The organism is Rhizocola hellebori (assembly GCF_016862955.1).
GTDB classification, from domain to species: domain Bacteria; phylum Actinomycetota; class Actinomycetes; order Mycobacteriales; family Micromonosporaceae; genus Rhizocola; species Rhizocola hellebori.
In genome coordinates, this window is sequence record NZ_BONY01000066.1 from 1 (window position 1) to 26,575 (window position 26,575).

Below are 26,575 nucleotides of genomic sequence, written 5' to 3' on the forward strand. Positions count from 1 at the left end.
TTACAGCGGCGCTGCCGCGCGTTGCTTCGCACGCGCCAGCTTTACTGCCGATCTCTGGTGAGGCTCTAGCGCAGGTGGCGAGGGTAGACTCATGACGCTTACCGTGCTGCGCCGCAGGGAAGATGTAGATCTTCCTGCGCGCCTTGCCGATTCCGCCGAGGCTCGCGACGGCGTACAGCTGACCGTCGGCGAGTTCGATGCCTGGTTCGCGGGTCGTCAGCAGGCCAACAACTTCCAGGTGACCCGGATTCCATTCAGCGAACTCGATGGCTGGAGCTTCAGCCAGGACACGGGAAACCTGGGGCACCGCAGCGGCCGGTTCTTCTCGGTGGAGGGGCTGCGGGTGCTTTCCTGGGCCGGGCCGGTCCGTGAGTGGCATCAGCCCATCATCAATCAGCCCGAGGTGGGCATCCTCGGCATCCTGGTCAAGGAGTTCGACGGGGTGCTGCACTGCTTGATGCAGGCCAAGATGGAGCCGGGCAACCCCAACCTGTTGCAGCTTTCGCCGACCGTGCAAGCGACCCGCAGCAACTACACCCGCGTGCACAACGGGGCCGCGGTGCGCTACCTGGAGTACTTCGTCGGGCCCAGCCGCGGGGACATCATCGCCGATGTGCTGCAGTCGGAGCACGGCTCGTGGTTCTTCCGCAAGAAGAACCGCAACATGGTGGTCGAGGTGACCGATGAGGTGCCGCTGCACGACGACTTCTGCTGGCTGACCGTGGGCCAGATCAACGAGCTGATGAAGCGGGACAACGTCATCAACATGGACTCGCGCACGGTGCTGTCGTGCATGCCGCCGGCGAAGGCGCGGGTCCACGAGTACTCCAACCCGTTCCAGATCTCGCTGGCTGCGTCGCGCGACCGCCACGCCGGGGCTCTGCACACCACGGCCGAGGTGATGAGCTGGTTCACCACCCAGCGCAGCCTCTGCGAGCTGGACATCTCGCGGATGCCGCTCAAGGAGGTGCCGGGCTGGCACACCACCGAAAAGGAGATCGCCCGCACCGACGGCAAGTACTTCAGTGTGGTGGCGGTGGCGGTGAAGGCGGGCAACCGCGAGGTGACCAGCTGGACCCAGCCGCTGTTCGAGCCGCGCGGGCACGGCCTGGTGGCCTTCGTGCTGAAGAACTTCGGCGGCGTCCTGCACGTTCTGGTCAACGCCCGGATGGAGGGCGGCTTCCTGGATTCGGTGGAGCTGGGGCCGACCCTGCAGTGCATTCCGTGGAACTACGACGATTACGACGGCGCCGAGCGGCCGTTCCTGCTGGACTACCTGCAGAAGATCGATCCGGCCCGGATCCGCTACGAGGCCGTCCACTCCGAGGAGGGTGGCCGCTTCCTCAACGCCGAAAGCCGTTACCTGATAGTCGAAGCCGATGACAAGCTTCCCTACGACATCCCGGACGACTACACCTGGATCACCCTGGGTCAGCTCACCGACCTGTTGCGGCACGGGCATTACGTCAACGTGCAGGCTCGCACCTTGGTGGCGTGCATCAACGCGATCTCATGAGCACCCGCGTCCAGCGGCGTTCGAGCGGCTTGGACCAGAGTTGGCCTGCATTAGGGAGGTTGACATGACCGACTACGCCAAGGAGCGGCTGCTTGAAGAGGTGCGCAAGTACCATCAGCAGCAGTCCGTCCAGCGGGTCTTCGAACCGGGCGTCTCCGAGATCTGGCCGTCAGGTGCCGTGCTCGACGAGGACGACCGGGTAGCGCTGGTGGAGGCAGCGCTGGAGCTGCGCATCGCCGCGAACGTCAGCTCACGCAAGTTCGAGTCGGCCTTTGCCCGCTATTTGGGACGGCGCAAAGCTCACCTGACCAACTCCGGATCATCGGCCAATCTGCTCGCTGTCTCGGCCCTCACCTCGCCCGCGCTCGAAGAGCGCGCGCTCCAGCCTGGCGACGAGGTGATCACGGTCGCCGCGGGTTTTCCCACGACCGTGAACCCGATCCTGCAGAACGGTCTCGTCCCGGTCTTCATCGATGTCGAGCTGGGCACCTATCACCCGACCGTCGCTTCGATCGAGGCTGCTATCGGGCCCAAGACCAAGGCCATCATCATCGCGCACGCGCTCGGCAACCCCTATGAGGTGGCGGAGGTGGCGCAGCTGGCCAAGGAACGCGGGCTGTGGCTGATCGAGGACAACTGCGATGCGGTCGGCTCCACCTACGACGGCAAGCTCACCGGCACCTTTGGCGACATGATGACGGTCAGCTTCTACCCCGCGCACCACCTCACCATGGGTGAGGGCGGCTGTGTGCTGACCTCTAACCTGGCTCTGGCCCGCATCGTGGAGTCGATGCGCGACTGGGGACGGGACTGCTGGTGCGAGCCGGGCCAGGACAACAAGTGCCTCAAGCGTTTCCAGTATCAGCTGGGGACGCTGCCCTACGGCTACGACCACAAATACATCTTCTCCCACGTCGGCTACAACCTGAAGGCGACCGATCTGCAAGCGGCGCTTGGGCTTTCCCAGCTCGCGAAGATCGATGAGTTCTGCGCCGCGCGCCGGGCCAACTGGAAACGGCTGCGCGACGGGCTGGAGGGCGTGAAAGGTCTGCTGCTTCCCCGGCCCACGCCGCGCAGCGACCCCAGCTGGTTTGGCTTCGTCATCACGGTCGAGCCTGACGCCCCGTACACAAGAAAAGGTTTGATGGATTTTCTGGAAGACCGAAAGATCGGGACTCGTCGCTTCTTCGCGGGCAACTTGACCCGGCACCCGGCCTATTTCGACAAGCCACATCGCGTGGTAGGCGAGCTGCGCAACAGCGACATCATCACTGATCAGACCTTCTGGATCGGCGTCTATCCGGGTCTGACCAATGAGATGCTCGATTACGTCATCGCCTCGATCAAGGAGTATGTCGATGACCACAGTTGAGCAGTCAGCCCCCACCACCCCCACCTTCGCCTCGGCCTCGGGCGCCGTCTACCGCGTGCGCTGGATCGCTTTTGGGGTGGTCCTTTTCGCTGGAGTCCTGGACCTGCTGGACTCCCTCATCACCACCATCGCCGCCCCGGTCATCCGGGCCGGCCTCGGCGGCGGCAACAGCGTGATGCAGTGGCTGACGGCCGGTTACACGCTGGCCCTCTCCAGCGGGCTGATCGTCGGCGGGCGGCTCGGGGATATATACGGGCGCAAGAAGATTTTCCTCATCGGGATGGGCGGCTTCACGCTCATGTCGGTGTTGTGCGGTCTGGCGACCGACCCGGGCGAGCTGGTGGTGTTCCGTGTGCTGCAAGGCCTTTTCGGCGCGGTGATGCTTCCGCAGGGCCTCGGCTTCTTCAAGGAGCTCTTTCCGCCGCGCGAGCTGGGCACCGCCTTCGGCATGATCGGCCCGCTGATGGGTATCGCCACCGTGGGTGGCCCTATCCTTGGTGGCTGGCTGCTTTCGGCTAACCTGCTCGGCCTCGGCTGGCGTTCCATCTTCTTGATCAACCTTCCGCTGGGTGCGGTCGCGCTGTTCATGGCGGTGAAATATCTGCCCGAATCCCGTGTCCCCACAGCGAAACGCTTGGACTGGACGGGCGCGGGCATTGTCTCGCTAGCGGCGCTGTTGCTCGTCTTCCCGGTGGTGCAGGGGCATCAGTATGGCTGGCCGCTGTGGATATTCGGCTTGCTGGTGTTGGGAATCGTGCTCTTCGGCCTCTTCGGCTGGTACGAGCGCACCCACACCGCACGCGGCGGCGAACCGCTGGTCATTCCGACCCTGTTCAAGAAGCGCGCCTTCACCGGTGGGCTGGTCGGTGGGCTGTCCCTGTTCGGGGCTCTGGTCGGCTTCTCGCTCGTGCTCACCATCTACCTGCAGGTGGGGCTGGGCTACGGCCCGCTCAAGGCCGCGCTGACCGTGCTGCCGATGGCGTTCGCGCAAGCGGTGGGTCTGGTGGTGGCGCGGATGTGGCTGGCGGATCGTCTGGGCCGCAGGCTGATTCACCTCGGCGTGATCGTCACCGGGGCGGGCGTGCTGCTGCTCGCGCTGACCCTGATCCCGGAGATGACGCCGTGGCGCTTCGCGCCCTCGCTCCTGGTGACCGGGGTGGGCATCGGCTTCGCGCTGTCGGCTCTGTTCAACATCTTCCTCGCTGCGGTGGAACCACACGAGACCGGTTCGGCCTCGGGCACCTTCACCGCGGTGCAGCAGTTCGCCGGCGCGCTCGGGGTGGCGGTGCTCGGCACCGTCTACTTCGGACTGCTCGGCGAACACACCGCGGCCTTCCGGACCACCCTGTGGGCGGTGGGAGTGATGCTAGTGCTCGCTTTCGCCGCGGCCTTCCTGCTGCCCAAGGCCCGCTCGTCCTGGGAGTCGCCTTCCTCCCACTGATCACCGGAGTAGACAGGACTGAAAACCATGGTGAGCGAAGAACCAAGAAGCTATCCGTTCAGCGAGCCGGACCGGCTCAACCTCGACCCGGCCTACGCCGAGGTCCGCGAGGCGCAGGGGCTGGTCCGGGTGAAGCTGCCGTTCGGGCGGCCGGCCTGGCTGGCCACCCGGTATGAGGACGTGCGCCTGGTCCTCGGCGACCCGCGCTTCAGCCGGGCACAAGCGGTGGGCAAGGGCGACGAGCCGAGCCTGATCCCGTTCGGGCCGGGGCCGGACACCATCGTGGCGATGGACCCACCCGAGCACACCAGGCTGCGCCGGGTGGTGGCCAAGGCGTTCACCATGCGGCGCATCGACTCGCTGCGGCCGTGGGTGCAGAAGATCGTCGACGATCTGCTCGACGAGATGGAAAAGCACGGCTCCCCGATCGATCTCGTGGAGTCCTTCGCCCGCCCCCAGCCCGGAATGACCATCTTCGAACTGATGGGAATCCCTTATGAGGACAGGCCGAAGGTGCAGAAGTGGACCGATATCGCGCTGTCCACTCTGTCGGCGGGCTATACCCGCGACGAGGTGCTGGAAGCCGCTGCGAGCATCCGGGCCTACCTGGCCGACCAGCTGGAGATCCGCCGCAACGATCCCAAGGACGATCTGCTCGGCGTGCTGGTGAGTGCCCGCGACGAGCAGGACAGGCTCACCGAGCAGGAGATGGTGAACCTCGGGGTGGCCGTGGTGGTGACCGGCAACGAGACCACCGCCGACCAGATCACCAACTTCACCTATCTTCTGCTCACCCATCCGCAACATATGCAGGAGCTGCGCGACAATCCGGGCCTGGTGCCGCAGGCGGTCGAGGAGATGCTGCGCTACACCCCGCTGCTGGCGGGTACCTCGTTCCCCCGGGTGGCCACCGAGGATGTGGTGCTGGGCGAGGTGCTGGTGCGGGCCGGAGACGCGGTGCTGCCGTCGATGATGTCGGCCAATCGCGATGGGTCGGTCTTCGCCAACCCCGATGTCCTTGACTTTCATCGTGAGGACAATCCTCATCTGGGTACGGGGCACGGCGTGCACCGGTGCCTGGGCGCCCAGCTGGCCAAGATGGAGCTGGAGATCGCGCTTTCCTCGTTGCTCAAACGTTTTCCGCAGCTGCGTCTGGCCACCGCGCCGGAGGAGGTCACCTTCCGCAAGGGCACGCTGCAACGTGCCCCGCAAGAGCTCTTGATTGCGTGGTGACGGCGATGGTGTGGAAGATCGAAGCCGATCGTCAGTCCTGTCTCGGGACGGGCATGTGCGCCGGGTCCGCCCCGGACTACTTCGAGCTGGACAACACTGGAAAGGTGCGTGTGATCAAAGACGACATCGAGCCCGACGAGGCGGTTACCGACGCCGCCTCGCTGTGCCCGGTGGAGGCGATTCGGGTCCGGGAGGCGGCCAGCGGGAAGACCCTGGCGCCGCTCTAGTGGGACTCTAGCGAACCGCGACTAAGTCTCCAATGGAGGGCGCAAAGGTGGACACAACACGTTTGCCGGAAAGAAAGGGTCCTGCATTGTCTACCTCCCTAAGACCCCTGAGCGCGACCGGTATGGATCTGCTCTTCCGTAACGCGCGGACAGCGAGCACATTCACCAACACCAAGGTCACCGACGCGCAGATCAAGCAGATCTACGATCTGGTCAGGAACGGGCCTACCTCGTTCAACGGCCAGCACCTGCGCATCGTGCTGGTGCGCACCAAGGAGGCGCGCGAGCGCCTGGTGCATCACATGATTGAGCCCAACCAGGCCAAGACCTCGGCCGCTCCACTGGTCGCGATCCTCGCCGCCGACCTGAAGTTCACCGAACACCTGGCCGAGCTCTACCCGCCGTTCCCGATGGCGGGCGACCTGTTCTTCTCCGAGGCCCCGGTCCGCGAGGAGGAGGCCATCTTCAACGCATCCATCCAAATTGGATACTTCATCCTCGCCGTTCGTGCCGTCGGCCTGGCCGCAGGCCCGATGGGCGGCTTCGACGCCGAGGGGCTGGCCAAGGAGTTCTTCGGCGACGGCCGGTTCAAGCCACTGCTGGTGTGCAACATCGGCAAGCCCGGCAAGGACGCCTGGTTCCCCGACCGGCTACCCAGGCTCGACTACAAGCATGCCGTGTCAACCCTCTAGATAGGACGACCCTGCCATGACTCTCGCTGGGACCTGGGTGGCCAAGTCCACCATCAACGGGGAGACGTCACCTTACACCACGACGTTCATCTTCCACCCCGATCACACGCTGGAAGCGCTGGGGCCGGCAGGCCCGGACGGCAAGCCGTTCTTCACCGGCTCAGGGCACTGGATCGCGCGCCCCGATGGAACTTTCATCTATCACCTGTCGCATCCCTTGCCCGACCACACCGGTGGCCCCGACATCGGCACGATCTACAGCATCCAGCAGGTGACGGTCACCGGCGACTCGCACGAGTCGAGCGGCACCGCCATCATGCACAAAACCGACGGCTCGGTTCAGGAGCCGATCGCGGTAACCCTTAGTGCTTCGCGCTGACAACTGGGAAAAGTTCAGGCCCGTCCAGACGTGGACGGGCCTGAACTATGTCTGGGGTCAGGCCAGCTTCTCGATGAGCGGGACCAGCTGCGCCGGCGAGGGAAGGGAAAGCACCTCTTCCCGAAGCACCTGCGCCTGCTTGCGGTAGGAGTCGTCCTCCACCAGGATCCGCGCGGCGTCGAGGATGAGCGACGGGTCGACGTCCTCGGAGACGATCTGTTTCGCCGCACCGAATTCGTTGAGACGCCGGGCGGTGTCGGTCTGCTCGGCGTTGCGGGAGATGAGCAGCTGCGGCAGCCCGGCCAGCAGGCAGGCCATGGTGGTGCCCGCGCCCACATGATGCACGGCCAGATCGACCGCGGGCAGCACGGAGGTCAGCGGAAGCCAACCGGCGGCGATGACCGAGTCGGGCAGCGGGCCGAGCTGGGCCACCACCTCGTCCGAGGCGCCGATGACCAGCTCCATGCCCATCGTGGGCAGGGTGCGGATCAGCTCGTTGAAAAGCGGCATGCCGCCCCCGATCTGGCGCGAGTCGACGCCGACGAACTTGGGCTCGACCGTACCCAGCGTGAGCAGAAGCCTTGGCTTGCTTCGCTTTTCGAACACCCAGGGCGGGACCGTCCCGGGCTTGTCATAGGCCACATAGCGCATGTCGACGCCCGGCTTGGCATCGGCCCGGCGCACGGTGGGCGGGCAGTTGTCCAGGATCAGAGCCGGCGCGGGCAGGCCGTCGAAACCCAGCTCGGTCAGCTCGGGGCGGAACTCGTCCACCCCCCAGTCGTCGCACTGCTGCCGGTACCCCATGCCGATGCCGTGCTCGACCCACGGAATGCCGAAGGCGGCCGCCGCCGCGCCGCCCGCGTAAAGGTGGGGCTCGGCCATGACTACGTCGGGTTGCCACGACTCCACCACTTCCATGGTGCGCTTGAGAACCCGGGCGCTGAGCCGGCCGAAGCCGCGGCCGATCTGCTCCAGCGCCGCATCCTCCTCCGGCGCCGGGATGAGCGCGTTGCCCGCACGGTCGAAGAGCATGACCTCTTTCATATGCATGTAGCCCCACGTCGGGACGAACGGCAAACCCGAGCCGTTGACCATATCGGCCATCGGTTCCGGCCCCGCCACCAACACGTCGTGGCCGGATGACCGCAACGCCCACGCCATCGGGACAACAGGGTTCAGAAGCCCGTAGGCCGGGCCGGTGGTCACCAGAATCCTCATGCTGGTCAATGTAGGAATCCGCTCACGATCCTCACTTGACCTCGGCTCGACTAGACGCCTACAGACTTGCCTTTCCACAAAGGAGGGTGAAATGAAAGCCCTGGTCCTGGCCGGAGGAGCGGGTACCCGGCTACGCCCGTTCAGCTATTCGATGCCTAAACAGCTCATGCCGATCGCCAACAAACCCGTGCTCGTCCATATTGTGGAGACCCTGCGGTCGATATCGGTCAAACAGATCGGGATGATCGTCGGCAGCCACGCTGACGAGATCCGTTCGGTGCTCGGTGACGGCTCCGCCTTCAACGTGCAGATCTCTTACATCGTGCAGGACTCGCCGCGCGGGCTGGCCCACTGTGTGCAGATCGCGCGGGGCTTCCTCGGTGACGACGACTTTGTGATGTACCTCGGGGACAACATCCTGCCCGAGGGGATATCCGAGGTGGCCGACGAGTTTCGGATGGGCAGGCCGGCGGCGCAGGTGGTGCTGCACAAGGTTCCCGACCCGCAGGCGTTCGGCGTGGCCGAGGTGGATCCGGACGGCTGGGTCACCGCGCTGGTGGAAAAACCCAAGGAACCCAAGACCGACCTCGCCCTGATCGGCGTCTACTTCTTCACCCCCGCGATCCACCAGGCCGTCGCCGCGATCAAGCCGAGCCCGCGTGGCGAGCTGGAAATCACCGACGCCATCCAATGGCTGGTGTCCAGCGGCTGGAAGGTGCGCGGCCACGTGTATTCCGGGTTCTGGAAGGACACCGGAAACGTCGAGGACCTGCTGGAGTGCAACCGCGAGCTGCTCGACGGCCTGCGTACCTCGATCGCCGGCGACTTCGACGCGGCGACCCAGTTCACCGGGCCGGTGGTGCTCGAGGCCGGAGCGAGGGTGTCGCGCTCACGCCTGGTCGGGCCGGTGATCGTCGGGGCCGGATCCATTGTGGAAGACAGCTATCTAGGCCCGCACACCACCGTGGGGCGCGACTGCCAGCTGCGCCAGACGAGCATCGACAACTCGATCCTTCTCAATGGGGCGAAGGTGCATCAGGTACGCGACATCTACGGCTCCATCATCGGACGCTTCTCTATTCTCAGCGCTTCTCCCGGTACCGGCCGAAACCGCCTGGTAGTAGGCGACCACACCAGCTTGGAGGTGACCGGGTGAGGATTCTCGTCACCGGGGCCGCAGGGTTCATCGGTTCGCAGTATGTCCGCACGATGATCGAAGGGGGCTATCCGGGTTACGCCGAAGCCGACGTCACCGTGCTTGACGCCCTGACCTACGCGGGCAACCGCGGTAACCTGCCCAGCATTCATCCGCGGCTGCGCTTTGTCCGCGGCGATGTCACCGATCTGCCGATGCTGCTGGACCTGCTGCCCGGACACGACGCGGTCGTGCATCTGGCGGCCGAGTCGCACGTCGACCGGTCCATCGAATCCGGCGCGGACTTTGTCCACACGAATGTCGGTGGTACCCAAGCCATCCTGGAAGCGGCCGTGCGCACGGGCGTGCCCAAGGTGGTTTACGTCTCCACCGATGAGGTCTATGGCTCGATCGACGAGGGCTCATGGACCGAGGAATGGCCGCTGGCGCCCAACTCGCCATATGCGGCCTCGAAAGCGGGCGGTGACCTGATCGCCCGCGCTTACTACCGCACGCACGGTCTCGATGTCTCGATCACCCGTTGCTCCAACAACTACGGGCCGTATCAGCATCGGGAGAAGCTGATCCCACATTTCATCACCAAGCTGCTCAAGGGCGAGCCGGTGCCGCTTTACGGCGACGGCTCCAACGTGCGCGAGTGGCTGCATGTCTCCGACCACTGCCGGGCGATCCAGATGGTGCTTCAGTCTGGGCGCGCGGGCGAGGTCTACAACGTGGGCGGGGGCAATCACCGTACCAACAAACAGATCGCCGACGCGCTGGTCGAACTCTGCGGGGCCGATCCCAGCCTGATCAAGTACGTGCAGGACCGCAAGGGCCACGACCAGCGCTACTCGCTGGATGACTCCAAGATCCGCGAGGAGCTCGGCTACGAACAGCTGATCCCGTTTGAGCAAGGGCTGGCGTCCACCGTCGCCTGGTACCGGGAGAACTGGGGTTTCTCGTCCTTCTACTGAGAAAGGCAGCCACATGACCATCACCCAATCTGCGCCGGTCACCCAGGCCAACCAGGTTGCGCTGCAACCGAAGGTCGCCAGGTTAGACGCGCTGACCGGTTTACGTTTCATCGCCGCGTTCATGGTGTTCGTCTTCCACGCGGCGCTGTTGTTCGTCTTCGCCGACATCAACGCTTCGCTGTTCCTGATGGACATCGCGGGCACGGCCGGGCACGTGGGCGTCTCGTTCTTCTTCATCCTCAGCGGTTTCGTCCTCACCTGGTCGATGAAGAGCGGCGACACCGCGCCCAAGTTCTGGCGGCGGCGCTTCTTCAAGATCGCACCGAACCACGTGGTGACCTTCGCGATCGCGCTGGTCTGCCTCGGTCTCGCCGGCACGCTGGACGGTGTGCCGCAAACACTGGCCAACCTGTTCCTGATCCAGTCGTGGTTCCCCGATCTGTCCTATGTGGGCAGTGTCAACGACGTGACCTGGTCAATTTCGGTGGAGGCGCTGTTCTACCTGTCGTTCCCGTTGGTCTTCTGGCTCGTCACGAAGATCAAGGCGGGCGCGCTCTGGCCGACCGCCATCGTCATCGCGGCGCTTTCCGTGCTGATGCCGGTCGTCTCCTACAACTTCCTGCCCTCCGAGCCGCAGATGGCCTGGGGCCCGGCCTCGTTCACGCAGGTCTGGTTCGTGTACATGTTCCCCGTGGTGCGGTTGCTCGAGTTCACGCTGGGCATCCTGCTGGCACGGATAGTGTTGAACGGCAAGTGGTTCAAGCTGCCGGTCGTGGTCGCGGCGCTGCTCGCCATCGGCGGTTACATTCTCTCGCTCAACGTCCCGTTCCTCTACGGTTACGTTGCCGCCACGGTGGTCCCGCTCGCGCTGCTCATCCCTTCCGTGGCGTCGATCGACATCGCCGGCAAGCGGTCGATACTCAACAGCCGGCTCGCGGTGTGGCTGGGTGAGATCTCCTTCGCCTTCTTCCTGCTGCACCACCTGGTGCTCAGGTTCGGCTATCTGGCGCTCGGCCCGACCCAGACCCAGTTCGGCGGCGTGAGCGGGCCTCCGCTCTCGGTGGCCGGTGGCATCACGTTCTTCATCGCCGCCTTCGCCGTCACCATCGTGCTGGCATGGGCCCTGTTCACCTTCGTGGAGCGCCCCATCATGCGCCGCTTCGCCCGCGCCCGCTCATAACGCATGCAGCTAAGGGCCCGGCCTCGGCCGGGCCCTTACTGGAACCAGATGGGCTGGCGTTCGCGGGCGGACAGGCGGGCCAGCTCGGTGAGCCGGTCGAGCAACGACTCGGCGTCGACGTCGATGAAACAATCGCGCAACGTTTGCGGCACCACCCCGAATTTGGCGGCCGTCTCGGCCTGCCAGCCCTTGGGCAGCTCGATCGGGGGCAGCTGTTCCAGCTCCGCGGCGATGACGGTCAGCTCGGCGGCGAGCGCCACCGACTCTTCCGGCGTCCACTGGCCGTCCGAGTCGGGGTGGCCCATCAACACCGGGAAGCGGCTGCCCCAGCCGTCGGGCTCAAGCCGTTGCGCCACAACGTCTCTGAGTCGGCCGAAGTCTTCGTAGGAGCCGACCTCGATGCCGTCGATCTCGTCGTCGACCTCGTTGCTCGTGAAAACACATAGATATAGGCCCATTAGTCTACCCGTTCCAGCTTTACTCGCGCCTTGTGCGCGCTGAGGAAGTCGCGCAGCGAGTCGGAGACGTGGCAGGCGCGGGGCACGCGGATGATCAGCAGTGCTCCCGACTCGGCCGCGGCGAAAGTGAGCAGCTTTATCTGATAGGTGAGCCGCATGTGCGACACCATCTTCAGCAGGTACCAGCTGCTGCCGTCGTCGGTGGCGTCAGGCCGCGAGCCGCGCGCGGCCTGACGTCGGGAGTATCGGTGGTCCATTGCCTAACAGGGTACCGGTCCCGTCTACGCCGCCGACCGGGTCGGCCGCCACGCTTTCCAGGTGGAGATCAACTCGCCCGATTCCCTTGGGCCGCAACGTCAAGCAGGGCGAGGTACCCGGCTCGGCTCTGCTTTTCGAAGCCGATGAAGAACCGGTTGGCCAGCGGCACGGCCCACCTGCCGACTTGGGCGACGTTGAAAACGCGGTGGGTCACCCGGGTTCCGAGCGGGTCGGCGATGAGCTCGTATTCGCCGCGGTACCACCAACCGCCTTGGAGGAAAAAGACCCCGTCGCCCGATTCGGCCCACCCGGCCGGAAGAATCCCGCGCAACCTCTCCCGCACCACCGCGGGCGGCTGGGCCACGACACCGGTGAACTCATAGAGCAGCTTCTTTGGCTTCAATTTATCTTCCTCAGCTCAGTATCTGCATCCGTGCAGATATAAGATTAGGTAAGCTTCTAGGCCATGGCAACCCGGATGCCGCCCAAGGCGAGCCTGATCTATCGCGACTACCTCAACGCCGTCGCGATGCAGGGTCAGGCGACCGCGGAGGCGGCCGGGCTGAACGCCACCGACTGGACGGCGCTGAGCATGCTGTCGGTCAAGGGCAGGCTGACGCCGGGGGAGCTGGCCGAGCTGACCGGGCTGACCACCGGCGCCACCACCCGGCTCATCGACCGCCTCGAGCGCGGCGGCCATGTCCGCCGCACGGCCGACGCCACCGACCGGCGACGTGTGCTGGTGGAGCAGGTCCCCGGCTCGCTGGACCTCGATGCGGTGGTGGGTCCCGCGCGCAAGCACCTGGGCGACGTTTTGGCCGGCTTCACCGCGGCCGAGCTCGACGTGCTCTTCACCTATTTCAAGCGGGCCGCGCCCGCGTTCCAGCAAGCGGCGGAGGAGATCCGGCGCACCAGAAAACCCGGCTCGAGGTAGGGTGCCGCAAGTGACGGACCTGATCATCTTTGACTGCGACGGCGTCCTCGTGGACAGCGAACGCATCGCCATCCGGACCAATATCGCCGCCCTCGCCGAATACGGTCATACCGCCACCGAAGCCGAGATTATCGAGCAATTCGTGGGCAAGAACATCGAATCCATTCAGCGCATCGTGAGCGAATGGGTCGGCGACGAGCATGTCGCCGCGTGGACGCTGAGGTGCCGCGAGCTCTACTACGGCGAGCTCGAGACCTCGGTCGAACCGGTCGATGGCATCCTCGAGGCCCTTGCCGCGATCAGCATCGCCAGCTGTGTGGCCTCCAGCGGTACCCAGCAGAAAATGAGGATGACCCTGGGCAGGACAGGGCTTTACGACCGATTCGCGGGCCGCATCTTCAGCGCGGCCGATGTCGCCAACGGCAAGCCCGCGCCCGACCTTTTCCTGCACGCGGCCCGCCAGATGGGGGTCGCCCCACAGCATTGCGTCGTCGTGGAGGACAGCGAGCCGGGCGTGCAGGCCGCCCGTGCCGCCGGGATGCGCTGCTTCGGTTACACCGGCGGCGTGACCCCGGCCCATCGGCTGGCCGGCCCGGGCACGGTGCTCTTCGACGACATGCGCAAATTGCCTGCGCTGCTTGAGGTTTAGCTACTCGATCAGCCCTTGCCGGAGGCGTTCGACGGTCTGCTCGGTGATCCCGCTGCGGCGCAGATAGTCGCGCGGGGTGCCGTGCCGCTCGCGCAGCTCGGCCATGGTCAGCCGCATCGCGTCGGCGGGCGTCTGGGTGTAGAACGGCGGTTGCGCCTTCGCCGCCTCCGCCGGGTCCACACTGCGCACCCAGGCCAGATAGGCGGGCTCCGACAGCTCGGTCAGCGCGTAGTCGTTGGCGATCTCGTCGTCGGGCACGTCGAGCAGGGAGAGCACCATCGCGCTGACCAGGCCGGTGCGATCCTTGCCCGCCACGCAATGCACCACAGCCGGACCTTCGTCTACATTGGACAGTAGGGTGATGACGCGGGCGATGTCCGCCGCTCCGGTTTCGAGCAGATCGCGGTAGCGGTCGGCGAGCCAGCGCGCCACGCCGATCTCGTCGGTATAGGTGGAGTGGTCCCACATCTCGTGCTCGAGGTGGTGATGGTGCCAGGCGACCCTGGTCCACTCCGGAATCCGGCCCAGCGAGGCGACCTCGCCGACCCGGCGCAGATCGATCACCCGCGTGATGCCCAGCGCGGCGAACGCCTCGGCGTCACGCTCCTGCAGCCGGCCCAGGTTGTCGGAGCGGAAGACCTTGCCACGCTTGACTTTTCGCCCGTCCACCGTGGGCAGCCCACCAAGATCGCGGAAGTTGAAGACAGTGCTGAACGCGATCGCGCGGTCTCCAGGGGTGATCGTCATACCGTCAAACCTAGCCGAGCTGAATCGAGCGCTTGGACAGCCCGCCCCAGAACCCCTCGATAATCGTGCGCTGTGTCGCCAAATCGACCTCGGCCGCGCCCAGGGTGACGAACAGGGGAGCGAAGTGTTCGGTGCGCGGGTGCGCCATCCGCCCCGATGGGGATTTGTGCAGGAAATCCGCGAGGCTGTCAAGGTCGCCCGCGTTGAGCCGGTCCACGCCCCACTCATCAAATTCAGAGGACCACTTGGGGGGTACCGAGTCAAAGCCGGCCGAAATGTCCATGCCTCGCAGATTGTGGGTGAAGAATCCGGAACCGATGATCAGAACCCCCTCGTCGCGCAAGGGTGCCAGCTTGCGCCCGATTTCGAGAAGCTTCTCGGGATCGAGGGTGGGCATGGAGATCTGCAGCACGGGAACATCAGCCGCCGGATACATCTCGACCAGCGGCACATACGCGCCGTGATCGAGCCCGCGATCGGGCACGTCGACCGCGCCCGGAATCAGCTTGCGCACCTTGGCCGCCAGCTCGGGCGCGCCCGGCGCACGATATTGAACCTCGTAGTAGTGCTGGGGAAAGCCCCAGAAGTCGTAATAGAGCGGGACGGTCTGGGTGGCGCCGATCGCGAGGGGCGCCTCCTCCCAGTGCGCGGAGACCACCAGGATGGCCGTGGGCTTGGGCAGCTCGGCGGACCAGTCGGCCAGCTGCCGGGTCCACAGCGCGTCGTCAGCGAGCGGAGGCGCGCCGTGGCTCAGATACAGGGCGGGAGTACGGTCGTTGACCATTCAACAATGGTACCGCGTCATTCGGGTTGCCAGGGCGGGGTCTGCCCCCAGCCCCACTGCGGCATGGGAGCGGCATCGACCGGGGGCGGGCTCTCGCCCGAGTAGATCAGCGCCATCCGGGTGCCCCACTCGATGTAGTAGGCGAAAACGGCCCGGAATTCCGGATCGGTGGGCAGGCCCGCCTCGTCGGCCGAGTCCATCAGCAGAGCGACCCAGCGCCGCCGCTGTTGCTCGGTGATATGGCGCCCAAGGTGTTTGGACGCCATATGGGCGTGCCCGCCGTGATGCTTGCTGTAGTCGGCCGGACCGCCGAACACCTCGCCCAGCCAGGTGGCCACGGACTGGGCGTGGTGCTCATCCATCCCGGCGAAAACCGGCGCCAGCACCGGATCCTGCCGGACGTGCCCGTAGAAGACCGCCGTCAGCCGCTCGAAGGCCGGGCCGCCGCCCGCCCATTCGTAGACGCTCGGAACGGACATCACTCCTCCTTGTCGGGACCTTGCGCGCGCACCTTCTGGACGTTCTCCAGGGATTGGCGAAGGTCGCCGAGCCACGAGTCGGCGTTGCGCTGCACCAGCTTCACACACCAGGCCAGCGCGTCGCTGCGGCTTCGGGCCACCCCGCCGGCGACAAGGGTGTCGAGCACCACCCGCTCGGGCTGGCGCAGCCGCGTCATCACCGGAGCGGAGACGTTGGTGAAGACGGTCCGGGTGTCGCCGCACTGCACGCCCCAGGCCACCTTCTTGCGGAAGCGCGTTTCGGCCTCCCGTGCGGCGTCCATCCGCTGCTCACGGGTGCGCTCGCGGAACTCGGAGATGCGGCCTTCGATTGCCTCCTCGCCCGAGTCGAGGGTCGGCACCGGGATGCGGCCCACGACGGTGATCTCTTCGCGGTCGACGATGACCTCGGTGAGCTCGGTGTAGATCCCTTCCGGCAACCGGCCGGCGAACCAGCTGCGGAGCTTCTGCTCCTGATCGCTTGTAATCATGTAATCGACATTACACGCTTGGACCCGGGGGCGGACACCCCTAGGGTTACTGGACATGGGGGACGAAGTTCGCGCCGATCCGGTGGAAATCGCCCGGGTGGCCCAGTCCTATTTGGACAATTCAAAAGATCTTGGCTCGGCGCTGCGCAGCGTGCGAGCGGATGCGCTGATCAACCCGGCCGACTTCGGCAAGGTGGGCCCGGCCGCCCAGCTCAACAGCGCCTATACCGGCGTCGTGGGCAGTGCCGGCACGGCGCTGGAGCGCATCATCGGCGTGCTCGAGGTCGACAATGAGAGCCTGCTCCAGGTCGCCTTCGCCTATCAGCAGGCCGATGAGGACGCCGCTCGCAAACTTCGCCAACAACACCGCAACATCCCGCTGTAGGGGAGGAATCTTCGATGGCCATTCCTCCCGAGGACAGGGAGATCCGGGTTGACGCCGCGTTGTGGGAGCTGGAGGCCAACCCGGGGCGCATAGAGGCCGCTTCCGCCGCATGGCGACGGCTGGGCAAGTCCACCACGACCATTGGCGACGACCTCGACGCCGACACGAAGAAGCTGCTGGGCTCCGACTGGGCGGGCAAAGCGCGCGACTCCTTCGCCCAGCACCAAGGCAAGGTGATCACCAGCCTCGACGGCGCGAGCACGAGCGCGGAGAAACTCGCCGGCACCCTCGACGGCGTGGCCGACCTGCTCCGCCGCTACCAGAGCGCGCTTGACACCGATCGTGAGCGCATCATGAAGGCCGTGCCGAGCTGGCGTTCCGGAGGCGAAATCGTCTTCCGATGGAACACCCCGGAGCAGGCCACCGCCGTGGGCGACGCCGCCAACCATGCCCGAGCCCTGCGCAAGGAGCTCGATGACGCGCTGAACGCCAAACTGAGCGGGTTCGCCACCGCCGACTGGGACGCCACCTCCACGCAGTGGCTGTCCGTGGCCGACGGCACCACCGACCCGTTCACGCTGCCGGCCGAGGCCACCAACGGCGTCTCCGTGCTCATGGTCGACGGCCAGGCAGTGGTGAACACCGGCACCGGCGACGACAACGTCAAGGTCACCGTCGATCCAGCCACCGGCCAGGTCATCGTCGAAGTCAACGGCTCCAAGCACTACTTCCCGCCCGGCACACCGGTGACCATCCGGGCCGGTGACGGCAACGACCACATCGAAGTTCCCAAGGGCACCAACCTGAGCATCACCATGCTCGGCGGCAGCGGCAGCGACGAGCTGCGCGGCGGCGACGGCAACGAGACCATCATCGGCCTGCACGGCGACGACAAGGTCTACGCCGGCGCGGGCAACGACTACGCCTCGGCCGGCTCCGGCCGTGACTACGTTGACGGCCAGGGTGGCGATGACATCATCTCCGGCGGCCTGGGCGACGATGTGCTCTACGGGCTGTCCGGCAACGACAAGATCTCTGGCGGCGAGGGCAACGACTATCTCGAGGGCGCGACCGGAGACGACGTCGTACACGGCGGAGCCGGCAACGACATCGTCTCGGGCGGCCGCGACAACGATCAGATCGATGGCGGCACGGGCGACGACGTCATGTACGGCGGCCTTGGCAAGGACACCATCACGGGGTCGGGCGGCAATGACACCGCCTATCGGCAGGACGAGGACTCCGTCGCGGGGGTGCGCCAGGACGTCAAGGTCGAGGTCACCGACGCGGCCAAGTTCATCGAGATCAAGGGTTCGCCCGAGTTCCAGGAGCGGGTGCGCGCCGACCTCGACATGATGAACGCCTCGCCGATCGGGCAGAAGATGTTGCAGGAACAGGAAAGAATCCACAACGACTCGGCCGCCATCGCGTCCGACTGGCCCGTGCTCGGCGGCATCTCCTATCAGGGCAACCCGCTGGTTATCGAGGAGGCCGGCTCCAACACCGCCTCCTACTCCACCAACTGGCACCTGGGCGAGGACTACAACATCACCTACAACCCGAGCCGCCTTGACTCCTCCGACCAGCGCCCGCCCATCGCCGGGCTCTTCCACGAGATGGCCCACGTCTACGACTACGGCAACAACACCTCGGCCGAGGGCAACGTCGTCGGCGGCGTCGACGACGGCATCGAGAACGACGAGCGCGAAGCCGTCGGTCTGCCCATCGACCACGACCAGGACCCGAGCACGCCCATCCAGCTCGACCCCGACCACCCGTACGACTACACCGAGAACCGTTTCCGCGAGGAAATGGGCTGGCCAACAAGAAAGTCCTACCGATGATATTGGCGCGTGCGAAGCAACGCGCGGTTGTTGCGTTGGCAGGGGCGTTGTTCATGCTTGTGGGGTGTTCGGCGGAGGCTTACGTGGACTACGAACCGCAGTGGCAGGCCACTGGCACCAAGCCGGATGTGTCGCTCTCGGCCGCGCTGATGCGTCAGGGCGACGGGCTTGCCATCCGCTACACGCTGCTCAACCAAGGTGAAGCACCCGTGGTCGCCTACGTCGGGGTGCCCGGCGACGCCGCTTCGCATTCCTACGATGTCTTCGTCACCGCTCGCGAAGACAAGATCGTGGAGATCGCCAAGCGCACCTTCGCCATCCCGCCAGGCACCAACGCCGACGCGGTCGGCACCATTGAAGGCATCGTCATCCCGGGCGGCGAACAGTTCACCGAAGAGTTCCGGGTTCCGTGGCCGCTGAAGGGAAACCGTCCCTATGTCAGCGAAGTCAAGCTGCCCGACCCGGTGACCACGGCCGTCTTCTGCATCGGTGTGCTCCTGCAAAGCGAGGCGCCTGCACCGAAACCCGCCGACCGTGGCCGTGGCGCCTACCCGCTCAACGGTCCCCAGCACCTGTTCTGCTCCGACCCGGCGAATGTCCAATAGCCGGGCGCAGCTCCAGCAGATGCTCGATGCGCTGGTGGCCAACGGCTCACCCGCGGCGCTCGCCGAGTTTCGCGACGAGCGCGGCGTGTGGAACGGCGCTAGCGGTGTCGCCGAGCTGAACAGCGCGCGCCCGGTGGATCCGCACGGCTGGTTCCGGCTCGGCAGCGTTACCAAGACTTTCACTGCCATCGTGGTCCTGCAGCTTGCCTGTGAAGGCCGCCTCAGCCTGGCAGACACGATAGAGCGCTGGCTACCGGGCGTGGTGTCGGGAGGCGGCCGGATTACGTTGCACCACCTGCTGGCTCACACCAGCGGCCTGCACGACTACACCCACGACCTGACTCCCGCCGGAGTCGTCAGGGACCGGTACAAGCAGTGGGATCCTTGGGAGATCGTGATTCCGGCCGTCAAGCAGGAGCCGGAGTTCGATCCAGGAACGGCATGGGCCTATTGCAACACCAACTACATCCTGCTCGGCCTGGTGATTGAGAAGGCCTCCGGGTTCACCTACGAGGAAATGGTGTCCCAGCGCATACTTCGCCCGCTGGACCTCAGCCACACCTTGCTACCCACCGATGCCGAGGCCCTGCCGGAGCCTCACGCCCACGGCTATCTCGACGTCGACGGTCAGCTCGTCGACATCAGCACCATCAACGCCTCTCAGGCGGGTGCGGCCGGCGGCATGGCCTCGACCGCCCGTGACATCAATCATTTTTTCGGCACGCTGTTGACGGGTGGTTTGCTGGGTCAGTCCGAGTCGGAGATCATGCGCACCACGATTCCGATGGCATCGCCCGGGGTCGGCAGCGGTCTAAGTCTTGCCCGGGTGGATTTGCCGAACGGGATTACCGTCTGGGGCAAGACCGGTGGAGCATTCGGTTATCACATGCTCTCCTTCCACACCGCGGACGCCACGCGTCAGTTGACCGTGTCTATGACGATGACCGCCTCTGTCCGGCCGGCGACCCATCAGCTTCTCGCCAGCGTCGCCAACGTCTTCGAGCCGCCGGGCTGGAGCACATGGTCGCGTTAGCCGACGAATGCCCGACGCCGCAGCCGGCAGCCGCGCGAGCCGAGGGTCAATCGGCAAGATCTGTCACGTCCTGAATAGTGGGAGCTGGCTTCCAAACCTCGGCCGCAGGTGGTTGTCTGGCATCGTGATGAGCTTCGTGCTGATTATTGGCACCTAGCGCGCCGGCAATCCTCCCCGCCGACGCGCAGACCTCCCGCACCCGCGGGAGGTCTTCTTGTTTTCGGCGGCCATGACTATTCAGGGGCCACGATGCAGATCTTTGATACAACGCTTCGCGATGGGGCGCAGCGTGAAGGGCTTACCTACTCAGTCGCCGACAAGCTTGCCGTGGCGCGGCTGCTGGACCAGTTCGGCGTCGGTTTCATCGAGGGCGGCTGGCCGGGGGCGGTGCCTAAAGACACCGAGTTCTTCCGCCGAGCACAGACCGAGCTGGAGCTGAAAAACGCGGTGCTGGTGGCTTTCGGGTCGACCCGAAAGGCGGGTGTTACCGCTGCGGCCGATCCGCAGATCCAGGGGCTGCTCGATGCGCAGACGCCCGCTGTGTGCCTGGTCGCCAAGTCCGATATCCGCCACGTCGAGCGCGCGCTGCGTACCACGGGGGAAGAGAACTTGGAAATGGTGCGCGACAGCGTTACCTACCTGAAAGGCAAGGGGCGGCGCGTTTTCGTCGACTGTGAGCACTTCTTCGACGGATTCCGGCACGACCCGCAGTATTCGCGATCGGTGGTGCTCACCGCCCTGGAAGCGGGAGCGGAGCGGGTGGTGCTGTGCGACACCAACGGCGGGATGCTGCCGTCCATGGTGACCCGGGCCATCGGCGAGCTCGGCGTGGACCCGGCGCTGCTGGGCATGCACGCGCAGAACGACACCGCCTGCGCCGTGGCCAACACCATCGCGGCGGTGGAAGCCGGGGTGCGCCACGTTCAGGGCACTGCCAACGGATACGGCGAGCGGCCCGGAAACGCTGACATCTTCGCGGTCGTCGCCAACCTTCAACTCAAGCTCGGCATGACCGTCCTACCGGACGGGTGCTTGGAACTGATGGCACGGGTAGCCCACGCCATCGCCGAAATCGCGAACATCGCGCCCGACACCCACCAGGCCTACGTCGGGTCGGCCGCCTTCGCCCACAAGGCGGGGTTGCATGCGAGCGCGATCAAAGTCGACCCGGCCCTCTACAACCACGTGGATCCGGCCGTAGTCGGCAACGGCATGACCATTCTTGTCACCGAGATGGCCGGCCGGGCCAGCATCGAGCTCAAGAGCCGCGAGCTCGGCGTGGACCTGGCCGGCCAGCCGGTGATCCTTTCCGCGGTGACCCAGAAAGTCAAGGACATGGAGGCCCTGGGCTGGTCGTTCGAAGCCGCCGACGCTTCCTTCGAGTTGCTGGTGCGTTCGGCTCTGGGCGAGCAGCTGACCCCGTTCACGCTGGAGTCCTATCGGGTACTGGTCGAGCACCGCGAAGATGGGGCAGTGGTAAGCGAAGCGACGGTCAAGCTGCGGGTCAGGGGCGAACGGGTCATCGCCACCGCCGAGGGCAACGGGCCGGTGAACGCGCTGGACGAGGCCCTGCGTCAGGCGCTGACGCGCCACTTCCCGCAACTGTCCGGCTTGGAGCTTGCCGATTACAAGGTGCGCATCCTGGCCGGCTCCCACGGCACCGGCGCGGTCACCCGGGTGCTGGTGGAAACCGTCGACCAGTCCGGACGCGACTGGACCACGGTCGGCGTTCACGAGAATGTGGTGGAGGCCAGCTGGCGAGCCCTGGTCGACGCCCTGAGCTATGGTCTGTCCAAAGCAGACGCTCGCGTCTAGCACACCGGAGGCCGGCGTCGCCGGGGGGCGGACGACGCCGGCCGGTCACGGTTTAGCAGTCGTAGAGGCTGCTGGGGTGGACCTTTTCACAGTACCGAACATGCAGGTGGTTGTCGTGGTTGGACAGTTGTGCGGTTAGTCCTTCGGCGATCAGGGTCGGATCGTTGAACCAGATCACCTTGACGTGCCCAGGGGCCGCGGCGCGGATCATCTGGATCAGCTGGCGGGTAGCGGCCCGGTCGTAGGTGCTTGACTGCCAGGTGATCCGGCCGGCCGTGCACTGGGCACTGTCGGTGCGGATGGGCCACAGGTCGACATCGAGCCCGACGTCGTGACTGGCGTGTCCCGGGATGGTGCCGCCGTGCTCGAAACCGGCGTCGCCCAAGGGAACCTTGCCCTGGCCGGTGCCGGCGAAATCGGCGACGGCCTTCTCGACCTGGCCGATGGCTGCGCCGGTGGCCCAGTTCGCGGTGCCGTTGCCGTCCGGGTTCTGGTCGCAGATGTTGGTCATCGACGGATAGTCGTAGTGCCACACCAGATTGCGCCACGTGGTGGGGCCGACGACGCCGTCCACACCTATCCCGGCGTGGGACTGGAAGTTGCGCACCGCGGTGTCGGTGGCCGGCCCGAAGTCGCCGTCCACCACCAGACCGGCGCTGCGCTTGGCGTTGAGCTGTGCCTGCAGCGCCCGCACTGCGTTGTTGTTGTCGCCCAGCCGCACGGTGACGGCGAGCGCGCCCCAGCTGGCGGGACCCACGATGCCGTCCACGCCAAGGCCTTTGGCCGATTGGAAGGCTCGCACCCTGGCGTCGGTCGACGAGTCGAAGACTGAGGTCAGGGCGGTGGCTTGACCGTGGTGCGCTAGCAGGTACTGAATGGCGAGCACGTCCGCGCCCCGGTTTCCACTGCTTTGCGTGTGGAAGAAGGCGTTGGCATAGGCCTGAGCCGGGCTGCCGATGGTGAGAACTGCGGTGAACAGCATCGCCATGATGAGCGATGCGCGGGTGGCGAGTCTCATGGAGCAAAGTTTCACACTTCAGGCGCATCCATGTAAATGCTTAACCATCCCGATCATCCACTTGCGAGCGTCCGAGTTAGTCGATTAAGATGACGCTGCGGCCTTACGGGACCCACCAATTCCCCCAGGAGAGGGTGGTTAGGTTGGAACGGATGGCCCTGGAACGCATCGACGAGGAGATGGACAAGGTGACAGATCACGGGGTGGGGCTGGTAGCAGTCGCCAAAGCGGTGAAGTCATTGAACTTGACCTTGGCTCATCACACGGCTTGGGCAGAGGAGCGATTCGAGGCGATCGACCATCGCTTTGAAGCGGTCGACCAGCGGTTCGCAGCGATCGACCGGCGCTTTGAAGCGGTAGACCGGCGGTTCGACTCGATGGACGCCAAGCTCGAGATCATGGATCGGAAGATGGACACAGGGTTTGGGTTGATCATCAATGAAATCAACCGGCTTTCGGCACGCGTGGAGCAGGTGGTGGCTTTCGCCATCCCCGACGAGCTGAAGGTCGACGAGATCAACGAGTAACGTTCTACCGGCGCCGGTCACTCGGCGGTGGCGGGAGCCACCAGCAGGGTGCCGGCGTCGGCGTCCAATGTGGCCGATGTGCCCAGCGGCACGGCCAGGTGCTGGTCGCCGTGGCCGATCGGCAACCCGCCGAGCAGGGGCAGGCCCAGCGGGGCGAGCCGCTCGGCGATCACCCCGGCAACTTCCCCGCAGTTGGTGAACTGTCCTATCGCGACACCGGCCAGCCCTTGCAGCACACCGGCTCTCAACAGGTGGGTGAGCATCCGGTCGACCCGGTAGGGCGCCTCGTCCACGTCCTCGATCAGCAGGATCGCGCCGGACAGGTCGGGAAAGTCAGGTGTCCCAACGCTTGCGGCGAGTAGGGACAGATTGCCCCCGAGCAGATGACCGTCGGCCCGGCCCGCGACCCGTACCGAGTGGGTGCCCTCGGCCGGGTCCGCCTCGATCCGTACCGGCTCGCAGGTCATCAGCACGCGCTTGACACCCAGCGCGGTCACCGACGACGCCCCCTTGTCGAGCTGGGCGGCGACCGCTCCATGGATGGTGGCGAGCCGGGCCTGCCGCCAGAGCGCCAGGTGGAGAGCCGTGATGTCGGAGAAGCCGATCACCAGCTTCGGGTCGGCGATGACCGCGGTCAGGTCCAGCTCGTCGACGATCCGTTGCATGCCGTAGCCGCCACGGGTGCACCAGACCGCCCGGATCTGCGGGTCGCGGAGCGCGTCAGACAGATCGCCCCGGCGCTGATGGTCGGTGCCGCCGAAGTATCCGTGCCGCTCAAGCACGTGCGGGTAGACCCGCGGCACCAGCCCCCAGCTCGTGATCACGGCGATCGCCGCGTCAACCCGATCGGCGGGGACAGGGCCGGAGGGGGAAACCAGGGCGACGGCGTCACCGGGGCGCAGGGGTGAAGGGCGGATCATGCCCCGCACGGTATCGCGCCGACCGATAGGGTGCCGAACATGGCGTGGCGACAGGTGCTGGCATGGGTGCTGACCGTTCCGGCCGTGATCTGGGCCGCGATCCGGCTGGCGGGCTGGGACGTCCGATATCCGGTCACCCAGGTCATCGCCTTCACGCCCTACGTCGCGGCGCTGGCGCTGATCCCGTTGGTGGTCGCCGTGCTGCTACGGCAATGGCCGGCGGCGGTGGTGGCCGCAGTCGCGTTGGTGGCACTGGTCTCGTGCGTGCTGCCGCGCTGGCTCGCCGACAGCGATCCGCTGGCCGGGGCCAGGGGCCCGCAGCTGCGCGTGCTGACCGCCAACGTGCTCGCCGGCCGGGCGAGCGCGGAGGAGATCGTGCGCCTGGTCACCGAGCAGAAGGCCGAAGTCCTCCTGCTTCAGGAGCTGACCCCCGATTTCGTGGCGCGGGCCGCAGCGGAAGGCCTCGATGCCCTGATGCCATATAAGGCTATCTATCCCATGGACGGCGTGATCGGTTCCGGGATCTATTCGCGGCAGCCGTTGCGAGCCGAGGGGGTGCGGGTGAACAAGGGCGGCTTCTGGCAGGCCACGGCCGAGCTTGCGGGCTCGGGCGTGCTGCTTGAGTCGGCCCATCCGCGGGCGCCCTTCGACTCGGCGACCACCAAGCTGTGGCGCGACGACTTTCCAGACGAGCCGCGGGCCACGCCCGACGGTCCACTTCGGATACTCGGCGGCGATTTCAACGCCACGCTCGACCATTCAGTGCTCAGAGACCTAATTTCTTCTGGGTACCGCGATGCAGCCGCCACGGTCGGCCAAGGCCTGGTCGGCACCTGGGGCCCCTACGACGGCGACAACATCCCGCCGGTGACCCTCGACCGAGTGCTGGCCGACCGCCGCATCGGCGTGGTCGAAGTACGCGTCTTCCCGGTCACCGACAGCGACCACCGAGCCCTCCTGGCAGTCCTGCAGCTGCCGTAAAAATTGCGCGCGCCCCCGGACAGGTCGCCTACGCGGCCGGCGGCCATTTGGCCGTTGAGGGGGCGCCATGTGCTCGGCGATGGTTGTACATGTGTAGCCATTGGCGCAAGGCGGCGAGGTCGGGGTGACAGGTCCGCCGCACCTACATCTTTGCCTCACCCTCCTGTCGCAGAGATGTAGGTGCGGTGGGAGCAGCAGGCGGGGGAAGGCAACAGCAGAAGCTGCGTGGCGAGGGGCGGGGGTGGCGGGTCGGTCGCACCTACATCTTTGCCTCACTCTCCTAACGCAGAGATGTAGGTGCCGTGGGAGCGGCGGGCAGGGGTGGCAGGAGCAGAGGCAGAAGCTGCGTGGCGGGTGGCGAGGGCGGCGTGGCGGGTTCGTCGCATCTACATCTTTGCCTCGCTCTCCTGACGCAGAGATGTAGGTGCCACGAGAAGTGAGTAGGTAGCGGCCAGCAAGTGAGGCGGGGCGGTGGTGGTGGGTGGCTGGTTCGGTGGTTGGTTAGCCTTGGGTGCGTGAATAGGGCACTGGTGGTGGAGAACGATCCGACCGACGACATCCGGCGGCTGGGTGGGTGGCTGACCGAGGCGGGGCTTGAGCTGGTGGTGGCCCGGCCTTACACGGGTGAGGAGCTGCCCGAGACGCTCGAAGGATACGTGGCACTCATCGTGCTCGGCGGTGAGCAGAGCACCTATCCGCAGCCCGATGGCAGCCCGGGTGCGCCGTGGTTCCCGCGGCTGGAGTCGCTGCTGCGCAAGGCGGTCAAGGCGAAGGTACCCACGCTGGGAATTTGTCTTGGTGGGCAGCTGCTGGCGCAGGCCACCGGAGGCCGGGTGGAGCTGTCCGAGGCGGGTCTGGAGGTCGGGGCGAAACTGGTCGCCAAGCGCGATGCCGCCGCTGACGATGTGCTTTTCGGGCCGGTGCCCTTCGCCCCGGACGTCGTGCAGCACCACTACGACGAGATTACCGAGCTGCCGGCCGGGGCCGTGCTCATGGCCGCCTCGCCGCGCTATCCGCACCAAGCATTTCGCATCGGCGACTGTGCCTGGGGCACCCAGTTTCACATCGAGACCGACACAGCGATGTTTGCCGACTGGGCCGCCAAGTGGGAGGACATCGATGATCTGATCGCGCAGGTGGACGCGGTCCAGAGCGATGTCGAAGAGGTCTGGCGGCCTTTCGCGCACCGGTTCGCCGCGGTCGCGCTCGGTCAGCTGTCACCCGAGCGAGAAAGGCGCAGTCTGCCCCTATTGTAGGGG

General features: G+C 65.9%; 30 protein-coding genes. 20 read left to right on the forward strand and 10 right to left on the reverse strand.

Translation table 11 applies throughout. From position 1 onward, the window contains the following. Nucleotides 1-91 precede the first annotated feature (91 nt). The 7 genes from Rhe02_RS36675 to Rhe02_RS36705 all read left to right on the forward strand — a co-directional run bounded on the left by Rhe02_RS36675 (nucleotide 92) and on the right by Rhe02_RS36705 (nucleotide 6,860). On the forward strand, nucleotides 92-1,516 hold the full coding sequence (locus Rhe02_RS36675) for an NDP-hexose 2,3-dehydratase family protein (protein WP_203913065.1): 1,425 nt from the start codon (nucleotides 92-94) through the stop codon (nucleotides 1,514-1,516). A 64-nt stretch (nucleotides 1,517-1,580) separates the two neighbouring features. Continuing rightward, a complete protein-coding gene (gene rfbH / locus Rhe02_RS36680) occupies nucleotides 1,581-2,888 on the forward strand; it encodes a lipopolysaccharide biosynthesis protein RfbH (protein WP_203913066.1) in 1,308 nt (435 codons plus the stop codon). Beyond that, entirely contained in the window at nucleotides 2,875-4,329 is a 1,455-nt protein-coding gene (locus Rhe02_RS36685; protein ID WP_239124285.1) for an MFS transporter, read from the forward strand. The genes rfbH and Rhe02_RS36685 overlap by 14 nt, the downstream gene beginning before the upstream one ends. A gap of 27 nt (nucleotides 4,330-4,356) precedes the next feature. After that, nucleotides 4,357-5,562, forward strand: a complete 1,206-nt coding sequence (locus Rhe02_RS36690) for a cytochrome P450 (protein WP_203913068.1) — start codon at nucleotides 4,357-4,359, stop codon at nucleotides 5,560-5,562. A 5-nt stretch (nucleotides 5,563-5,567) separates the two neighbouring features. Next, nucleotides 5,568-5,789, forward strand: coding sequence for a ferredoxin (locus Rhe02_RS36695; protein WP_203913069.1), 222 nt, complete (start codon nucleotides 5,568-5,570; stop codon nucleotides 5,787-5,789). Between the two features lie 32 nt (nucleotides 5,790-5,821). Continuing rightward, nucleotides 5,822-6,481, forward strand: coding sequence for a malonic semialdehyde reductase (locus tag Rhe02_RS36700; RefSeq protein ID WP_203913070.1), 660 nt, complete (start codon nucleotides 5,822-5,824; stop codon nucleotides 6,479-6,481). Between the two features lie 16 nt (nucleotides 6,482-6,497). Beyond that, entirely contained in the window at nucleotides 6,498-6,860 is a 363-nt protein-coding gene (locus tag Rhe02_RS36705) for a hypothetical protein (protein ID WP_203913071.1), read from the forward strand. Between the two features lie 57 nt (nucleotides 6,861-6,917). Here the strand turns inward: Rhe02_RS36705 and Rhe02_RS36710 are convergent, their stop codons facing one another. After that, complete coding sequence (locus tag Rhe02_RS36710; RefSeq protein ID WP_203913072.1) at nucleotides 6,918-8,078, reverse strand: glycosyltransferase; 1,161 nt, start codon at nucleotides 8,076-8,078, stop codon at nucleotides 6,918-6,920. A 91-nt stretch (nucleotides 8,079-8,169) separates the two neighbouring features. On the opposite strand from Rhe02_RS36710, the gene Rhe02_RS36715 reads away from it, so the two are divergent. Genes Rhe02_RS36715 through Rhe02_RS36725 form a run of 3 tightly spaced genes read left to right on the forward strand, consistent with a single transcriptional unit; the run spans nucleotide 8,170 to nucleotide 11,370 of the window. Next, complete coding sequence (locus Rhe02_RS36715; RefSeq protein ID WP_203913073.1) at nucleotides 8,170-9,234, forward strand: glucose-1-phosphate thymidylyltransferase; 1,065 nt, start codon at nucleotides 8,170-8,172, stop codon at nucleotides 9,232-9,234. Continuing rightward, the gene (rfbB, locus tag Rhe02_RS36720) at nucleotides 9,231-10,190 is read left to right on the forward strand and encodes a dTDP-glucose 4,6-dehydratase (RefSeq protein ID WP_203913074.1); all 960 of its coding nucleotides are present in this window, start codon (nucleotides 9,231-9,233) and stop codon (nucleotides 10,188-10,190) included. The genes Rhe02_RS36715 and rfbB overlap by 4 nt, the downstream gene beginning before the upstream one ends. Before the next feature lie 13 nt (nucleotides 10,191-10,203). Beyond that, a complete protein-coding gene (locus Rhe02_RS36725; RefSeq protein WP_203913075.1) occupies nucleotides 10,204-11,370 on the forward strand; it encodes an acyltransferase family protein in 1,167 nt (388 codons plus the stop codon). A 35-nt stretch (nucleotides 11,371-11,405) separates the two neighbouring features. Here Rhe02_RS36725 and Rhe02_RS36730 read toward each other — a convergent pair whose 3' ends face one another. The 3 genes from Rhe02_RS36730 to Rhe02_RS36740 all read right to left on the reverse strand — a co-directional run bounded on the left by Rhe02_RS36730 (nucleotide 11,406) and on the right by Rhe02_RS36740 (nucleotide 12,489). Then, a complete protein-coding gene (locus tag Rhe02_RS36730) occupies nucleotides 11,406-11,828 on the reverse strand; it encodes an Imm70 family immunity protein (protein ID WP_203913076.1) in 423 nt (140 codons plus the stop codon). Then, a complete protein-coding gene (locus tag Rhe02_RS36735) occupies nucleotides 11,828-12,085 on the reverse strand; it encodes a hypothetical protein (protein WP_203913077.1) in 258 nt (85 codons plus the stop codon). Before Rhe02_RS36735 ends, Rhe02_RS36730 begins: the two co-directional genes overlap by 1 nt. A 68-nt stretch (nucleotides 12,086-12,153) precedes the next feature. Then, nucleotides 12,154-12,489 carry a hypothetical protein gene (locus Rhe02_RS36740; RefSeq protein WP_203913078.1) on the reverse strand — a complete coding sequence of 112 codons (336 nt, stop codon included), beginning with the start codon at nucleotides 12,487-12,489 and terminating at the stop codon, nucleotides 12,154-12,156. A 63-nt stretch (nucleotides 12,490-12,552) separates the two neighbouring features. On the opposite strand from Rhe02_RS36740, the gene Rhe02_RS36745 reads away from it, so the two are divergent. Both Rhe02_RS36745 and Rhe02_RS36750 read left to right on the forward strand, forming a co-directional pair. Then, nucleotides 12,553-13,020 (forward strand): MarR family winged helix-turn-helix transcriptional regulator, encoded by a 468-nt coding sequence (locus Rhe02_RS36745; RefSeq protein ID WP_239124287.1) that lies wholly within the window; start codon nucleotides 12,553-12,555, stop codon nucleotides 13,018-13,020. A gap of 10 nt (nucleotides 13,021-13,030) precedes the next feature. Beyond that, nucleotides 13,031-13,669, forward strand: a complete 639-nt coding sequence (locus Rhe02_RS36750; RefSeq protein WP_239124288.1) for an HAD family hydrolase — start codon at nucleotides 13,031-13,033, stop codon at nucleotides 13,667-13,669. Here Rhe02_RS36750 and Rhe02_RS36755 read toward each other — a convergent pair whose 3' ends face one another. The 4 genes from Rhe02_RS36755 to abmR are packed head-to-tail and all read right to left on the reverse strand — an operon-like array spanning nucleotide 13,670 to nucleotide 16,188. Beyond that, nucleotides 13,670-14,416: a tyrosine-protein phosphatase gene (locus Rhe02_RS36755; RefSeq protein ID WP_203913079.1), complete on the reverse strand. Its 747-nt coding sequence runs from the start codon at nucleotides 14,414-14,416 to the stop codon at nucleotides 13,670-13,672. It lies immediately after the preceding gene. Nucleotides 14,417-14,426: 10 nt separating this feature from the next. Continuing rightward, nucleotides 14,427-15,200, reverse strand: a complete 774-nt coding sequence (locus Rhe02_RS36760) for a dioxygenase family protein (RefSeq protein WP_203913080.1) — start codon at nucleotides 15,198-15,200, stop codon at nucleotides 14,427-14,429. A 17-nt stretch (nucleotides 15,201-15,217) separates the two neighbouring features. Beyond that, nucleotides 15,218-15,679 carry a group II truncated hemoglobin gene (locus Rhe02_RS36765; RefSeq protein ID WP_203913081.1) on the reverse strand — a complete coding sequence of 154 codons (462 nt, stop codon included), beginning with the start codon at nucleotides 15,677-15,679 and terminating at the stop codon, nucleotides 15,218-15,220. Next, nucleotides 15,679-16,188 carry an ATP-binding transcription factor AbmR gene (gene abmR, locus Rhe02_RS36770; protein ID WP_203913082.1) on the reverse strand — a complete coding sequence of 170 codons (510 nt, stop codon included), beginning with the start codon at nucleotides 16,186-16,188 and terminating at the stop codon, nucleotides 15,679-15,681. Before abmR ends, Rhe02_RS36765 begins: the two co-directional genes overlap by 1 nt. A 55-nt stretch (nucleotides 16,189-16,243) precedes the next feature. Here abmR and Rhe02_RS36775 point away from each other — a divergent pair, with 55 nt between their 5' ends. The 5 genes from Rhe02_RS36775 (at nucleotide 16,244) to cimA (ending at nucleotide 21,870) form a co-directional block, all read left to right on the forward strand. Beyond that, a complete protein-coding gene (locus tag Rhe02_RS36775; RefSeq protein WP_203913083.1) occupies nucleotides 16,244-16,573 on the forward strand; it encodes a WXG100 family type VII secretion target in 330 nt (109 codons plus the stop codon). 14 nt (nucleotides 16,574-16,587) lie between these two features. Continuing rightward, nucleotides 16,588-18,417 carry a M91 family zinc metallopeptidase gene (locus Rhe02_RS36780; RefSeq protein WP_203913084.1) on the forward strand — a complete coding sequence of 610 codons (1,830 nt, stop codon included), beginning with the start codon at nucleotides 16,588-16,590 and terminating at the stop codon, nucleotides 18,415-18,417. 83 nt (nucleotides 18,418-18,500) lie between these two features. Continuing rightward, complete coding sequence (locus Rhe02_RS36785) at nucleotides 18,501-19,022, forward strand: hypothetical protein (protein ID WP_203913085.1); 522 nt, start codon at nucleotides 18,501-18,503, stop codon at nucleotides 19,020-19,022. Next, entirely contained in the window at nucleotides 19,012-20,055 is a 1,044-nt protein-coding gene (locus Rhe02_RS36790) for a serine hydrolase domain-containing protein (RefSeq protein WP_203913086.1), read from the forward strand. Before Rhe02_RS36785 ends, Rhe02_RS36790 begins: the two co-directional genes overlap by 11 nt. Before the next feature lie 249 nt (nucleotides 20,056-20,304). Next, nucleotides 20,305-21,870 (forward strand): citramalate synthase, encoded by a 1,566-nt coding sequence (gene cimA, locus Rhe02_RS36795; RefSeq protein WP_203913087.1) that lies wholly within the window; start codon nucleotides 20,305-20,307, stop codon nucleotides 21,868-21,870. Nucleotides 21,871-21,922: 52 nt separating this feature from the next. Here the strand turns inward: cimA and Rhe02_RS36800 are convergent, their stop codons facing one another. Beyond that, a complete protein-coding gene (locus Rhe02_RS36800; RefSeq protein WP_203913088.1) occupies nucleotides 21,923-22,888 on the reverse strand; it encodes a penicillin-insensitive murein endopeptidase in 966 nt (321 codons plus the stop codon). A 152-nt stretch (nucleotides 22,889-23,040) separates the two neighbouring features. Here Rhe02_RS36800 and Rhe02_RS36805 point away from each other — a divergent pair, with 152 nt between their 5' ends. Then, entirely contained in the window at nucleotides 23,041-23,415 is a 375-nt protein-coding gene (locus tag Rhe02_RS36805) for a hypothetical protein (protein ID WP_203913089.1), read from the forward strand. A 17-nt stretch (nucleotides 23,416-23,432) separates the two neighbouring features. Here the strand turns inward: Rhe02_RS36805 and Rhe02_RS36810 are convergent, their stop codons facing one another. Next, complete coding sequence (locus Rhe02_RS36810) at nucleotides 23,433-24,335, reverse strand: S66 peptidase family protein (protein WP_203913090.1); 903 nt, start codon at nucleotides 24,333-24,335, stop codon at nucleotides 23,433-23,435. Between the two features lie 39 nt (nucleotides 24,336-24,374). Between Rhe02_RS36810 and Rhe02_RS36815 the strand changes: the two genes are divergently transcribed. Further along, entirely contained in the window at nucleotides 24,375-25,316 is a 942-nt protein-coding gene (locus Rhe02_RS36815) for an endonuclease/exonuclease/phosphatase family protein (protein ID WP_203913091.1), read from the forward strand. Between the two features lie 515 nt (nucleotides 25,317-25,831). After that, nucleotides 25,832-26,572: a type 1 glutamine amidotransferase gene (locus Rhe02_RS36820; RefSeq protein ID WP_203913092.1), complete on the forward strand. Its 741-nt coding sequence runs from the start codon at nucleotides 25,832-25,834 to the stop codon at nucleotides 26,570-26,572. Nucleotides 26,573-26,575 lie beyond the last annotated feature (3 nt).